The organism is Comamonadaceae bacterium OTU4NAUVB1 (assembly GCA_024372625.1).
Classification (GTDB): Bacteria; Pseudomonadota; Gammaproteobacteria; order Burkholderiales; family Burkholderiaceae_C; genus Variovorax.
The window spans coordinates 40,007-52,697 of the sequence record CP099603.1; the positions used below are offsets into that span (position 1 = coordinate 40,007).

The window sequence follows — 12,691 nt, forward strand, 5'->3', positions numbered from 1 at the left end:
GCCAATCCAGCCACGCCCTGACCACCACCGCCTCCCCGACGCGCGTTGCGGCCCTCTCCCAGACCGGCATGCTGACCTTCCGGCTTGGCGCGGAGCACTACGCCATCGACATCCTCAAGGTCCAGGAGATCCGCGGCTACGAGGCCGTCACCCGCATCGCCAACGCGCCGCGCTCGGTCAAGGGCGTGATCAACCTGCGCGGCAACATCGTGCCGATCATCGACATGCGCATCCGCTTCGAGCTTGCCCAGGCCAACTACGATGACTTCACCGTGGTCATCATCGTCAACGTGGGCGCGCGTGTGGTGGGCATGGTGGTGGACGGCGTCTCCGATGTCGTAGGCCTTACCAGCGAGCAGATCCAGCCCGGCCCGGCCTTGGCAGCGATTGATCAGAGCTGCATCGTCGGGCTTGCCACCTTGGAGGATCGCATGCTCATCCTCCTGGACGTCCAGGCACTCCTTGCGGACATCGACTCGCCATGAACCGGTCGGACCATGCGCACGAGGTCGACGCTGCCAGCGAGGGGGGTCGAGCCGGACAGCGCGACTTCGTCTTTAAAACCGGCGATTTCCGCCGCGTGCAAGCCCTCATCCATGCTCACGCGGGCATCGCCATCGCCGACACCAAGGAGGAGATGGTCTACAGCCGGTTGTCGCGCCGCCTGAGGGCAACCAACCTGTCGAGCGTCGAGGCTTACCTGAGGCACCTGGAGACGCCGGGCAACGAGGCCGAGTGGGAGCACTTCACCAACGCCCTGACCACCAACCTCACGTCGTTCTTTCGCGAAGCGCACCATTTCCCCATCCTCACGCAGCACCTCAAGGCACTCGCGCGGGACCGGCCGCTACGCGTGTGGACCTGCGCCGCTTCCACGGGCGAGGAGCCCTATTCGATCGCCATGGCGCTTGCCGAGGCCTTCGACACCCTGTCGCCGCCGGTGCGCATCCTGGCCACCGACATCGACACCAAGGTGCTGGCCATCGCCCAGGCCGGGGTGTACGACGACAAGCGTGTGGCCGAGTTGCCTGTCGCCCAGGTTAAGCGCTTTTTCCAGCGCGGCTCGGGCGCGCAGGTCGGCAAGGTGCGCATCCGGCCCGAACTCGCGGCGCTGATGCGCTTCAAGCCGTTGAACTTGCTGACCGACGAATGGCTGAGCCTGAAACCGTTCGACGCGATCTTCTGCCGCAACGTGATGATCTATTTCGACAAGCCCACGCAGTACGCTGTGCTGACCAAGCTCGTGCAGCTGCTGGAGAGCGATGGCCTGTTCTTCGCCGGGCATTCCGAGAGTCTGCTGTTTGCCTCCGACTTGGTGCGCCTGAGGTCGCACACAGTCTATGAGCGCGCGCCAGCGGGTACGCCCAAGCCGCGCCAGGCCCTACCGCCACGGGTGTCACGCTCGAAGGTGGCCGCATGAACCGTCAGCTCGTCCAGGCGCCCAGCACGAAGGTGTACTTCGATACCACGTTCCAAAGCAAGGCCGCGCGCATCCTGCCCGGTGAGTACCACGTGACGCGGGATGACATGGTGATCGTCACCGTGCTCGGGTCGTGCGTGGCTGCGTGCCTGCGCGACCCCGACAGCGGCATCGGCGGCATGAACCATTTCCTGCTGCCCGACACAACCAGCAGTCGCGACGCTGAAGGCGATTCCGCACGCTACGGCAGTTACGCCATGGAGGTGCTGATCAACCAGCTCATCAAGCTCGGCGCTCAACGTCATCGCCTGCAGGCCAAGGTCTTCGGCGGCGCCAATGTGATTGCTGGCATGCACCAGCTCAACATCGGCCAACGCAATGCGGACTTCGTGCTCGACTTCCTCCGCACCGAGAAGATCCCGGTCATGGCCAGCGACCTGGAGGACACCTGCCCACGCAAGGTAGCTTATTTCCCGCGCAACGGCGTTGTGCGCATGAAGCGGCTGGTGGACGCGGGATCGCAGCAGATCGTGCGGCACGAGCAACGCTACAAGGCCGAGTTCTCGCAGGCACCGGTGGCCGGCGAGGTCGAACTCTTCGGATGAGGTGCCCATGAAGAAGATCCGTGTGCTGATCGTCGACGACTCGGCGCTGATTCGGCAAGTTCTGTCAGCCATCGTCAACGCCCAGAGCGACATGATGGTGGTGGCCACCGCGGCCCACCCGATGATGGCGCGCGACCTGATGCGCACGGTCGAGGCCGACGTGATGACCCTGGACGTGGAGATGCCGCTGATGAACGGCATCGATTTCCTGCGCCGGCTGATGGCGGCGCGCCCGATGCCGGTGGTGATGGTGTCCACGCTCACGGCCAAGGGCAGCGACATGACCCTGCAGGCGCTCGAACTGGGTGCTGTCGACTTCATCTGCAAACCCAAGTTCGGCTTGGCCGACGGTCTGCAGGCCTATGCCGAAGACATCTGCACGAAGCTGCGCACGGCCGCCTCGGCGCGCATGCCTCGGCGTGCCACATCGGTCGCCACGGTTGGTGCCGTCACCGGTGCTCCGACGGCGCCAACCCGGCTCGCCTTCGGGCCGTGCGGCGACCGGATCATCTTTGTGGGCTCGTCCACCGGTGGCACCGAAGCGGTCCGTGAGTTGCTCTCGCGCATGCCCGCAGATGCACCGCCCATCATGATTGCGCAGCACATGCCCGAGAACTTTACGCGCTCGTTCGCGCAGCGCCTGGACAGCATGACGCACTTTTCCGTGTGCGAGGCCGAGGACGGCCAGACCGCCCGGCCGGGCCAGGTCTTCATCGCGCCCGGCCACTCGCACTTGCTTGTCCAACGGCGCGGCAATGGTTGGATCACCCGGCTGTCGAAAGCCGAACCCGTGAACCGCCATCGGCCGTCGGTCGACGTGCTCTTCCACTCGGCGGCGCACGTGGCCGGCGCCGCGGCCATCGGGATCATCCTCACGGGCATGGGCAAGGACGGCGCGGCAGGCATGCTGGCCATGCGCCAAGCCGGTGCCATGACCTTTGCGCAGGACGAGCAGACCTGCGTTGTCTTCGGCATGCCGCGCGAGGCCATCGCCGCAGGCGGCGTTGACGAAGTGGTGCCACTGCCGTCGATGGCCGACCGTGTCTGTGCCCGCTGGCACGCATCGCGTCATGGACGGTCATAGGTCGTGCTTCAAAGCCTAAACATGCAATCCGACCAGAACATGAATACGAAGAACGTGGCTGGCACAAACACTGAGTCTGTACGCTGCGCCGGCACGCGCGTGAGGTGCGCAAGATGCTGAACGTACTGCTGGGACGCCAGCCCATCGTGGACCGAACTGGCGCGCTGGTCGCCTATGAACTCCTGTTCAGAAGCGACACCAACAACGCGGCGGTCATCGTGGACGATCACGCTGCTACCGCGCAGGTGATCCTCAACGCGGTCGTGGAGTTCGGCCTGGCCAGCACACTCGGCGCGCACCGAGGGTTCGTCAACATCGGGCGCGCCTCGTTCGGTTCGGACAGCCTGTTGCTGCTCGAGGCCGAGCGCTTCACGCTGGAGATCCTGGAGGATGTCGTTATCGATGCCGAGGTCGAGGCTGCGTGCGTGCGGCTGCGGCAGGCGGGCTTCCAGATCGCCTTGGACGACGTGATCACCGAGCAGCGCATTCCGAAACAGGTGCTTGACTTGGTGGACATCGTCAAGATCGACGTGCGTGCCACGACCAAATCCGACCTCCCAGGCCTGATCGCCAGGGCCCATGCAGCGGGTTGCTTGGTCCTGGCCGAGAAGGTCGAGACCCAGGAAGAGCATCGGCACATCCGTGATCTGGGCGCGGACCTCTTCCAAGGCTATTTCTTCGCTCGTCCTGAGATGCTTCACCAAGTCCGGGTCAGCGCGTCGCACACCGCGCTGCTCAAGCTCAACAGCGTGTTGGCTGGGGAGCCGAGCCTGGAGGACATGCGCTCGGAGGTGAAACGCAATCCGGTACTGCTCGCACAGTTGATGAAGTTCGCCGGCTCGGCCGGTTCGGCCGGGCGAGCGGACCTCACCGTGTGCGAAGCCATCGCGCGCGTGGGCACGCGCCAGCTCGGACGGCTGGCCCAACTGCTGCTGTTTGCTGTCGATGGCCAGCAGCAATTGGAAAACAACCCGTTGCTGCAGCTGGTGCACACGCGGGCGCGCTTCATGGAGCTGATGGCCGACGAGGTAAGGCCGGACGACGAGGTCTTTGCCGACATGGCTTTTCAAACTGGCGTTTTCTCGCTGATGCACGTCGTCACCCGCCAGCCTTGCGCGCAGTTGCTCGAGCAGATCGGCACCAGCGCGTGCATCCAATTGGCCATCTTGCGCTCGGAGGGCGATCTGGGCGACCTGCTGCGCATCGCGGCGATCATGGAGGGGTTTGCATCCGTAGAGTCCAGCCAAACACTCGCTCGTTGTGGCATCGGCAAAGGCCGGCTCAGTACCCTGTTCGCCATGGCAGCAACCAGCATGCTCAATGGGGTTTGACTAAAAAACACTCTGTGCTCAAAGACAACTGTGGAGCGACACAGCCGCCAGTCTGATTATTTTTATATTTCCTGTGCCATATCTACCAAGATTTGAAGCGTTACTTTCGTCGCATCGTCTTCCAGTTGGGTTCGCCGGGCGATGCCCAGCGCTCTCGACAGCGCCGGTTTCAGTGGCCGTGTGGTGATGCGAGGATCGGGCTGCGGCGCACCGCCTTCGTGGGGTAGCAGCGCCGCGCCATAGCCAGCCGCCACAAGGCTTTTCATTGCGTCGTTGTAGTTCAGTTCGATACGCACCTGTGGCTGCTCGCCACCTTCGGCAGACCATTCAGCGGTCTGACTCAAGAGCCGGGTGCCGCGGTCGTTGGCGATCAGGGGCCAGGCGGCCAGCCAAGCGGGCGTCACGTGCCGAGGTGGCTTCCGGTCGGTCGGGATGAAAGCCAGCACCGGCGACTGGCGCCAGGCCTGCACGTGCTGCTCGCGCAAGGTCATCTGCGGCAGCGCGACGATGCCGATGTCCAGGCTGCCGGAGACCAGCCGCACCAGTGCTTCTTCGCTTGTCATCACCGCGACCTGTACGTCGATCTCCGGATGCTGGGTCGCCAGGATCTTCAGCGCCTGAGGCAGCAGGTAGGCGTTGTGCGAGCGCAGAAAAGCTGTGTCCTCAGCGTCTCACCCCAACCAACGGAAACCAGCAGCTCTGAGAACTCTTCACAGGTGATGACTCGGTCTGCCGAAATTGAGTACGTCATGTGGGTGAGGTCAAAGCCTAGCAGCCTCACGTTGGACCCGCTCTAGGCGCTTGATAAGCTGAAAATATATCTACTGTTGATTATGTGAGTTATCAACAAAAGAGTTGAGCTTGTTAGTGTCTATGAAGGTGCTGTAACAAGGCGCCGGCAATGGCCTCGTGTTTTGAAAAAGTTCGGAAAGCGCTACTTGGGCTTGCCACGGTCATTACCGATCCAGCGGCAGATCGAGTGTTTCCTTGACCTCTTCCATGACGACGACGCTGCGGGACTCCGCCGCGGTCGGCAGCTTCTTCAGGATGCTGCCCAGCAGGTGGCGGTACTCGCTCATGCCGCGCAGCCGGCACTTGATGAGGTAGTCGAAGTCGCCGGACACCAAGTGGGCTTCCATCACCTCCGGCATCTGCGACAACTCCCTCTTCACCTTGTCGAAGACGTCCTCCGACTTCGCCGAGAGCTTGATCTCCACGAAGACCAGCAAGGTCCTGCCAAGCGCCTCGGGCGACAGGCGCGCGTGGTAGCCCTCGATGACACCTTCGCGTTCCATCCGCCGCACCCGCTCCGTGCAGGGCGATGCCGACAGGCCCACTGTGTCCGCAAGTTCCGTCATGGAGACGCGTCCGTGGCGCTGCAGCACATCGAGGATGGCGAGATCAATACGGTCAGCGTGGAACATTCTTTGTCAAACCCGAAAACCGATACTAAAAAAAGTGACTTTCACTTATTGGCGGCTCTAGATAAGTGAAATCACCTTCTGATGGATTAATAAACTTAGTACATCTACTGTCAACCATCGAGTATTCCATGAAAGTCATCGTTGCAGGCAGCGGCGTCGTCGGCACGGCCACCGCGTACTACCTCGCCAAGGCCGGCGCGGATGTCACCGTCATTGACCGCCAGGCCGGCCCGGCCCTGGAAACGAGCTTCGCCAATGCCGGTCAGGTGTCCCCGGGCTACTCGACGCCATGGGCCGCACCGGGCATTCCGCTGAAGGCGCTCAAGTGGATGTTCCAGAAGCACGCGCCGCTGGCGGTGCGTTCTGACGGCAGCCTGTGGCAGCTGCAGTGGATCGCTCAGATGTTGCGCAACTGCACCCAGGAACGCTACGCGGTGAACAAGGAACGCATGATGCGGGTTGCCGAGTACAGCCGCGACTGCCTTCGTGCCTTGCGTGCCGATACCGGCATCCAGTACGAGCAGCGCACTGGCGGCACGCTGCAGCTTTTTCGCACCCAGGCCCAGATCGACGCGGTGCAGCGCGACATCGACGTGCTCAAGGAATGCGGCGTGGCCTACGAACTGCTCGACCGTGCGTCGCTCTCCCAGGCCGAGCCCGCGCTGGTCTATGCGCAGGACCGGCTGACCGGCGGGCTGCGCCTGCCGGGCGACGAGACGGGTGATTGCCATTTGTTCACCACCGAGCTGTCACGTCTGGCCCGTGACCTGGGCGCGAAATTCCTCTTTGGCCAAGACATCGAGCGTGTGGAGGCACAAGCCGGTCGTGTGCAGGGCATCCGCGTTGGCGGGCAGCTGCTGCAGGCCGATTCGTATGTGATGGCGCTGGGCAGCTTCTCGCGCGACATGCTGCGGCCCCTGAACCTCCAGCTTCCGGTCTACCCGGTCAAAGGCTATTCGCTGAGCATTCCGCTGGTGGACGCCGAGCGTGCGCCTCGATCCACCGTGCTCGACGAGACCTACAAGATCGCGATCACGCGCTTTGACAACCGCATCCGCGTGGGCGGCATGGCCGAGCTGGGCGGCTTCGACATGCGCCTGAACCCCGCGCGCCGCGCCACGCTGGAAATGGTGGTCAGCGACCTGTTTCCGGGCGGTGACCTGCGGCGCGCCTCGTTCTGGACCGGCCTGCGTCCCATGACGCCCGATGGCACGCCGATCGTCGGGCCGACCCGCTACGCCAACCTGTTCCTCAACACCGGTCACGGCACGCTGGGCTGGACCATGGCCTGCGGCTCTGGCCGCGTCGTGGCCGACCTCGTCACGGGCCATCAGCCCGAGATCAACACGAACGGGCTGGGCCTGGAGCGGTACAACGGGTCAGCACGCCGCAGCCAATCGGCGCCCAGCGCCGTGGTGGCATGAGCCGGCCCAGCGTGGCCCGCATCGACCTCGATGCGCTTCGCCACAACCATGCGGCCGCGCGTGCGCTGCATGGAGGAAACGTGCTCGCGGTGCTCAAGGCCAATGCCTATGGGCACGGCGCAGTGCGCTGTGCCCAGGCGCTCGTGGGTCTGGCCGATGGTTTCGCCGTGGCCTTCCTCTCGGAAGCCATGGAGTTGCGAGACGCCGGGATCACCGCCCCGATCCTGCTGCTCGAGGGCGTTTTTGACGAAGCCGAACTCAAAGCCGCTTCGTTGCATCGGCTGTGGGTCGTCGTCCATCAGAAATCACAGCTGCGCATGCTGGAAGGTGCTTCGGACCTCGCCGGCGCGTTGGGGGTCTGGCTCAAGATGGACTCTGGCATGGGCCGCGCGGGTCTGGTGCCTGCGGAGATGGCCGAGGGCTTCGAGCGTCTGAAGGCGTGCCGGTCGGTGAGCCACGTGGTGCTCATGAGCCATTTCGCGCGCGCGGACGAACCGGACATGCCGACCACCGTCGCGCAGCTGGCGTCATTCCATGTGGCCTGCGAGGGACTGGACGCGCCCGTCAGTCTGGCCAACTCGGCCGGCATCATGGCTTGGACCGATGCCCGGCGCAGTTGGGGCCGCGCCGGCATCATGCTGTACGGTGCCGATCCGCTTCCCTTGGCTCATCGGCAGACACCACTGCTGCCCGTGATGACGCTGCAAAGCCAGGTCTTCGCTGAACGGCTGCTTCCGCCCGGCGCGCCACTCGGCTATGGCGGCAGCTTCGTCGCTGAGCGCGTCACCCGTGTCGGCTTGGTCGCGCTCGGCTACGCAGACGGCTATCCCCGTACCGCACCGGCCGGTACGCCCGTCGCCATCGGTGGGCAAACTGCGCGGTTGATCGGGCGTGTGTCGATGGACATGCTGACGGTGGACCTGACGGACTTGCCTGACGCCGGCATCGGCAGCAAGGTCGAGCTGTGGGGAAAAACCGTCGATGTGAACCAAGTGGCCGCCGGCGCCGGGACGATTGCCTATGAACTGCTTTGCAACGTGAAGCGCGTGCCGCGCGTCTATGAAGGTGCCGATGCAAGGCCTGAAATTTCGCGAGGTCGCGATCGATGTCCTTGAGCCAAGTCTGCACGGTCAGAAGCTGCGTCTTGTCGTGGCCGACGCTCATGAGGTCGATGACCCGACGTTCGACGTGGTTCTTGCTTGCTCGAGGCCTGACAGCCTGTTCCCACCACGCCGGTTCGAGCCAGACCGCGATCCACTGATCGGCCCATCGTTTTGAACTGTCGCGCCGCCAGGTCTGAAGCCCGGCGTTCGGGAAATCCAGTTCAGGGTGGGCGTGCAGATCATTCCGCCGTGCCACCATGGCGTCGACCGTAGTGGCTGAAAGCGGTTCCATGATTGCGTTTCGGCTTCAGGCGCCGAAAGCCTTCGCAATTGCGGCACCTGCGAGGAAAGCACCGGCGTTGGCCAGCAGCGACACCACCACGATCCGCCAGCCGAGCGCCCGGAGGATCGGCAGGTCCTTGGCGAGCGACAGGCCGGCATAGGCCAGCACGGGCGTGACGAGCGGCAGCAGGCCGATCTTGGCGACGTGCGGGTTGACGACTGCAGAGAACGGGGAGTAGGAAACGCTCAGGACCACGCCGACGAGCGACACCCAGACGATCGAGGGAATCCCGACCCGGCGGGTGATCCTGGCCAGCGCCAGTCCGACGAGCACGCAGACGACCAGCAGCGCCATGCCCGGCAGGCCTTCCGACAGCGACACCTTGGTGGCGATCTGATTGCCAACCAGCGCGATGACCGAGGTCAGGACGATCACCGACACGATCGCCCAGGTCGGCAGCTGTGCTTGGCTGTGCATGTCGCCCATCGCCGCGCGCATCTTCTCGTCGTGCTGCGCGACGATGGCTTTGCGATTGCGGCCCAGGATGGGTTCGAGCCGGGCGTAAAGCCAGTTGGAGACCGGCAGCGAGAACACGACCAGCATGTAGGTGCCCATGACGGTGGTGATCAGGTTGCTGGCGGCGGCCAGCGCGGCGATGGTGTCCTTGTCAGCGGGAAACTGCACCGAGATCGCGCCGACGGCGGCCGCCGTCATGCTGCCCGAGCCGATGCCGGCGGCCATGCCGAGGGCAGAGGGCGTGAAGTAGCCCGAGTGCGCGACCATGCTCGCGAAGAAGGCCATGAAGGCGGCGCCGATCACCGAGCCCGTGACGTACTCCGCCAGCACGCCCCGGCCTTCGGCCGAATTCATGCCGTAGCGCTCGGCGATCAGGGCGACCCCGGGCTCGCGTCCGACCGAGAACGTCGCGCCGATGGCCTCGCGCTTGATGCCCAGCAGCAGGGCCACGGGCAGCGCCAGGACGATCGTCCCCAGGAAGTTGCCGGCTTCCTGCAGCAGCAGGACGGGGCCGGCCGCGATGACCTTGGGCAGGTTGGCGCCGACGACGAAGCCGAGCTTGGCGATGAACAGCATGATGCCGATCTGCACGAAGTCTGAGGCCAGGGTTTGCGGCTTCAGGTAGTCGATCCCCGTGCGGTCGGTCCGCTTCATGGCGATGCTGATCGCCACGCAGGCGAGCAGCGCCCACAGGAACGGGAACAGCGTGACCTTGGTGACGCCGATGGAGAAGGTGGCGTTGCCGACGTACTCGGCCCCCAGCGCGATCACCGCCACGATGCCCACGACGAGCCCGATGTGTCGCACGTCGACCTGTCGCAACAGGCCGCTCGGGGAAGGAGCCGCGGGATGGTCGGCCAATGATGCGGAAGTCATGAGGTGCCTTGTCTGTGATGCAGGAAGAGGGAAGACGGGAGCGACTGGGTGGAGTTCAGTTGCCGATACCGGGGGCGTAGCCGAACGCGACGGCTGGCGAGGCGGAGGTCTCCACCCAGATGCTCTTGACCTGCGTGTACTCGTGCAGCGCCTCGATGCCACTGGAGCGGCCGTAGCCGCTGGCGTCTGACCCGCCGAACGGCGAGGCCACGTTGATCACCTTGTAGGTGTTGATCCAGAAGGTGCCGGCCTTGACCTGGGCGGCGATCCGATGAGCGCGAGCGACGTCCTGGGTCCAGACGGCGCCCGCCAGGCCGAAGTCGCTGTCGTTGGCGATCGCGATGGCTTCCTCCTCGGTGTCGAACGGGATCGCCACCACGACCGGTCCGAAGATCTCTTCACGCGCCACCCGCATGCCGTTGGTCGCGTGCTTGAGCACCGTGGGCCGCACGAAATAACCTTCTTGTCCAGGGTGGCCGTCGGAACCTTCGACGACTTCCGCACCTTCCTGCACGCCCAGCTTGATCATGTGCAGCACATGGCCGTACTGCTTGGCGTTCTGGATGGGACCCACTTCGGTGTCTTGCGACTGCGGGTCGCCGGTGCGTAGGCGACGCGCGCCGTCGGCCACCATGGCGACGAAACGGTCGTAGATGCTGCGCTGGACCAGCAGGCGGGAGCCGGCGACGCAGCTTTGTCCGGCCGCCGCGAAGATGGCGGACTGCGCGCCGATGGAGGCACGCACCAGGTCGGCATCCTCGAACACGATGTTGGCCGACTTACCGCCGAGCTCCAGCAAGCAGGGAACGCCACGGGCCGCCGAAGCCGCAGCGATCTTGCCACCGGTCGCCGGCGAGCCGATGAAGATCACTTTCTTGACGGCCCTGTGGGCGATGGCGGCCTGTCCGGTGGTATGGCCAAAGCCGCTGAGGACGTTGATCACGCCCCGGGGCAGGCCGGCCTTCTCGGCGATGGCGGCGAAGGCCAGCGAGCTCAGGGCGGTCAGTTCGGACGGCTTGAGGAGCACCGCGTTGCCCATGGCGATGGCGGGTGCCACGTTCCAGCCGCAGGTGAAGACCGGGGCGTTCCACGGCGTGATGATCAGCACCACGCCGCAAGCCTCGCGGCGCGTGTAGTTCAGGTGACCGGTGGGCACGGGGATGACCTCGCCGTGGAACTTGTCGGTCCAGCCGGCGTAGTACTCCAGCATCTCCGCCACTTTGGCGACCTCGCCTCGGCAGTCCCGGATGGGTTTGCCGGCCGAGAGCGATTCGAGTTGCGCCAGTGGCTCGACCTGTGCGCGCACCGCGCGCGCCACGTCCTGCATGACACGGCCCCGCGCGGCATGACTGAGCGCGGCCCAGGCCTGCTGGCCTGCCACCGCCGCTGCGGCGGCCTTGGCCACCAGGTCCGCGCCGGCATCGGGGTATTCAACGAACAGGTCCCCTGTGGCCGGATTGAACAACCTGACGGGTTCCCCGACGCCGGTGACGAGTTCACCGCCGATATAAGAGCCAATGACTTGGGCGTCGGGAAAGAAGGCGGCGAAGGCGGCGAGGAGTCGTTCGGTCTGCGAGTTCTTCATGATGTGTCTGAATGCGATGGGGAACAGGTTGAGACGTCTTCAGATCGCCGGCCGGGTGCCGAGCTCGACGATGCGGTTGAAATCCTCGTCGTCGGCGATCGATGCGGCGCTCTCCGCCCACAGTTCGGCGACCTTGCGCGACAGCGGCAGGTCGAGGTCGAGCGCGCCGATCAATTCCTGCGACAGGCGCACGTCCTTGCGCATGAGCTTCATCGTGAAGCCCGAGTCGAATTTGCCGCTGTCGACCCAGGTCGGGAAATTGAACTCGGTGACGAAGCTGCGGCCCGAGCCGGCATTGATGCCGCCGAGTAACCGGTCGGTCGGCACGCCGGCCTTCTCGGCCATGCGCGTGACTTCGCCAGCGATCGCCAGGTGAGCGGCGCACAGCAGGTTGTTGGCGATCTTGGCCACGTGGCCGGCGCCGACCTCGCCCACGTGGACGCGTTTGGCACTCATGGCAGCCAGCACCGGTTCCGCGCGAGCGACGTCACCTTCCGCGCCACCGATGACCATCGTCATCGTGCCGGTGATGGCGCCCTTCGGACCGCCGCTGACGGGCGCGTCGATCAGCGACATGCCAACGGCGGCGAGCTGGCCGGCGAGTTGACGGGTCGTCTCCGGGTGGGACGTCGAGGTCTCAATGACCAGCACGCCCGCCTTGGAATGGCTCAGCAGACCATCGGGACCCGCGACGACTTGCGTCACGATGGCCGCCGTGGGCAGTGACAGGACGATCGCATCGGCCCGGGCCACGACCTCTCCGACCGATTCAACGACCGTGATGCCTTCACTGGCCAGCGCTGCCCGGGTCGTGGCCGACGCATCGGTGCCCACGACCGCGAAGCCGCCGCGCTGTAACGAAAGTGCCATCCCACGACCCATGTTGCCCAGGCCGATCACACCAATGGTTTTCATCTCGTCTCCTTAAAAGTAAGAAATCTCCGACGCTTTGTCAGCGTGAGACCCAAGAATCCCACCAAGGGTGCGATCAAACAATGTCAACGCCCGTAAAATTGCGTTGACTGCAGGGCAACGCTCAA

Annotated in this window: 12 protein-coding genes; 7 read left to right on the forward strand and 5 right to left on the reverse strand. The window is 64.7% G+C overall.

Going from position 1 to position 12,691, the window contains the following annotated elements; genetic code table 11:
* Positions 1-68 precede the first annotated feature (68 nt).
* From NF681_00205 to NF681_00225, 5 genes are all read left to right on the forward strand, one after another.
* The gene (locus NF681_00205; protein UST52610.1) at positions 69-485 is read left to right on the forward strand and encodes a chemotaxis protein CheW; all 417 of its coding nucleotides are present in this window, start codon (positions 69-71) and stop codon (positions 483-485) included.
* The gene (locus NF681_00210; GenBank protein UST52444.1) at positions 482-1,420 is read left to right on the forward strand and encodes a chemotaxis protein CheR; all 939 of its coding nucleotides are present in this window, start codon (positions 482-484) and stop codon (positions 1,418-1,420) included. The genes NF681_00205 and NF681_00210 overlap by 4 nt, the downstream gene beginning before the upstream one ends.
* Positions 1,417-2,025, forward strand: coding sequence for a chemoreceptor glutamine deamidase CheD (cheD, locus tag NF681_00215; protein ID UST52445.1), 609 nt, complete (start codon positions 1,417-1,419; stop codon positions 2,023-2,025). The genes NF681_00210 and cheD overlap by 4 nt, the downstream gene beginning before the upstream one ends.
* 7 nt (positions 2,026-2,032) lie before the next feature.
* On the forward strand, positions 2,033-3,109 hold the full coding sequence (locus tag NF681_00220; protein ID UST52446.1) for a chemotaxis response regulator protein-glutamate methylesterase: 1,077 nt from the start codon (positions 2,033-2,035) through the stop codon (positions 3,107-3,109).
* 113 nt (positions 3,110-3,222) lie between these two features.
* Complete coding sequence (locus NF681_00225) at positions 3,223-4,440, forward strand: EAL domain-containing protein (GenBank protein UST52447.1); 1,218 nt, start codon at positions 3,223-3,225, stop codon at positions 4,438-4,440.
* A gap of 62 nt (positions 4,441-4,502) precedes the next feature.
* Here the strand turns inward: NF681_00225 and NF681_00230 are convergent, their stop codons facing one another.
* The gene (locus NF681_00230; GenBank protein UST52611.1) at positions 4,503-5,024 is read right to left on the reverse strand and encodes a LysR family transcriptional regulator substrate-binding protein; all 522 of its coding nucleotides are present in this window, start codon (positions 5,022-5,024) and stop codon (positions 4,503-4,505) included.
* Positions 5,025-5,396: 372 nt separating this feature from the next.
* Entirely contained in the window at positions 5,397-5,864 is a 468-nt protein-coding gene (locus NF681_00235; GenBank protein ID UST52448.1) for an Lrp/AsnC ligand binding domain-containing protein, read from the reverse strand.
* A gap of 128 nt (positions 5,865-5,992) precedes the next feature.
* On the opposite strand from NF681_00235, the gene NF681_00240 reads away from it, so the two are divergent.
* Together NF681_00240 and alr are read left to right on the forward strand one after the other, a co-directional pair.
* Positions 5,993-7,288 (forward strand): D-amino acid dehydrogenase, encoded by a 1,296-nt coding sequence (locus NF681_00240; protein ID UST52449.1) that lies wholly within the window; start codon positions 5,993-5,995, stop codon positions 7,286-7,288.
* Positions 7,285-8,403 carry an alanine racemase gene (gene alr, locus NF681_00245; protein ID UST52450.1) on the forward strand — a complete coding sequence of 373 codons (1,119 nt, stop codon included), beginning with the start codon at positions 7,285-7,287 and terminating at the stop codon, positions 8,401-8,403. Before NF681_00240 ends, alr begins: the two co-directional genes overlap by 4 nt.
* Positions 8,404-8,698: 295 nt before the next feature.
* On the opposite strand, the gene NF681_00250 is transcribed toward alr, so the two are convergent.
* From NF681_00250 to NF681_00260, 3 genes are read right to left on the reverse strand one after another with little or no spacing between them, the layout of a single operon-like run.
* Positions 8,699-10,066, reverse strand: a complete 1,368-nt coding sequence (locus tag NF681_00250) for a DUF3100 domain-containing protein (protein ID UST52451.1) — start codon at positions 10,064-10,066, stop codon at positions 8,699-8,701.
* A gap of 55 nt (positions 10,067-10,121) precedes the next feature.
* Positions 10,122-11,651: an aldehyde dehydrogenase family protein gene (locus tag NF681_00255; protein ID UST52452.1), complete on the reverse strand. Its 1,530-nt coding sequence runs from the start codon at positions 11,649-11,651 to the stop codon at positions 10,122-10,124.
* A gap of 39 nt (positions 11,652-11,690) precedes the next feature.
* Positions 11,691-12,566: an NAD(P)-dependent oxidoreductase gene (locus tag NF681_00260; GenBank protein ID UST52453.1), complete on the reverse strand. Its 876-nt coding sequence runs from the start codon at positions 12,564-12,566 to the stop codon at positions 11,691-11,693.
* Between the last annotated feature and the right edge of the window lie 125 nt (positions 12,567-12,691).

Excerpts from the sequence above, each read along its gene's own strand:
- NF681_00250 (UST52451.1), bottom strand. The coding sequence starts at position 10,066 with ATGACTTCCGCATCATTGGCCGACCATCCCGCGGCTCCTTCCCCGAGC.
- NF681_00240 (UST52449.1), top strand. The coding sequence starts at position 5,993 with ATGAAAGTCATCGTTGCAGGCAGCGGCGTCGTCGGCACGGCCACCGCG.
- NF681_00210 (UST52444.1), top strand. The coding sequence starts at position 482 with ATGAACCGGTCGGACCATGCGCACGAGGTCGACGCTGCCAGCGAGGGG.
- NF681_00205 (UST52610.1), top strand. The coding sequence starts at position 69 with ATGCTGACCTTCCGGCTTGGCGCGGAGCACTACGCCATCGACATCCTC.
- cheD (UST52445.1), top strand. The coding sequence starts at position 1,417 with ATGAACCGTCAGCTCGTCCAGGCGCCCAGCACGAAGGTGTACTTCGAT.
- NF681_00225 (UST52447.1), top strand. The coding sequence starts at position 3,223 with ATGCTGAACGTACTGCTGGGACGCCAGCCCATCGTGGACCGAACTGGC.
- NF681_00255 (UST52452.1), bottom strand. The coding sequence starts at position 11,651 with ATGAAGAACTCGCAGACCGAACGACTCCTCGCCGCCTTCGCCGCCTTC.
- alr (UST52450.1), top strand. The coding sequence starts at position 7,285 with ATGAGCCGGCCCAGCGTGGCCCGCATCGACCTCGATGCGCTTCGCCAC.
- NF681_00220 (UST52446.1), top strand. The coding sequence starts at position 2,033 with ATGAAGAAGATCCGTGTGCTGATCGTCGACGACTCGGCGCTGATTCGG.
- NF681_00260 (UST52453.1), bottom strand. The coding sequence starts at position 12,566 with ATGAAAACCATTGGTGTGATCGGCCTGGGCAACATGGGTCGTGGGATG.
- NF681_00235 (UST52448.1), bottom strand. The coding sequence starts at position 5,864 with ATGTTCCACGCTGACCGTATTGATCTCGCCATCCTCGATGTGCTGCAG.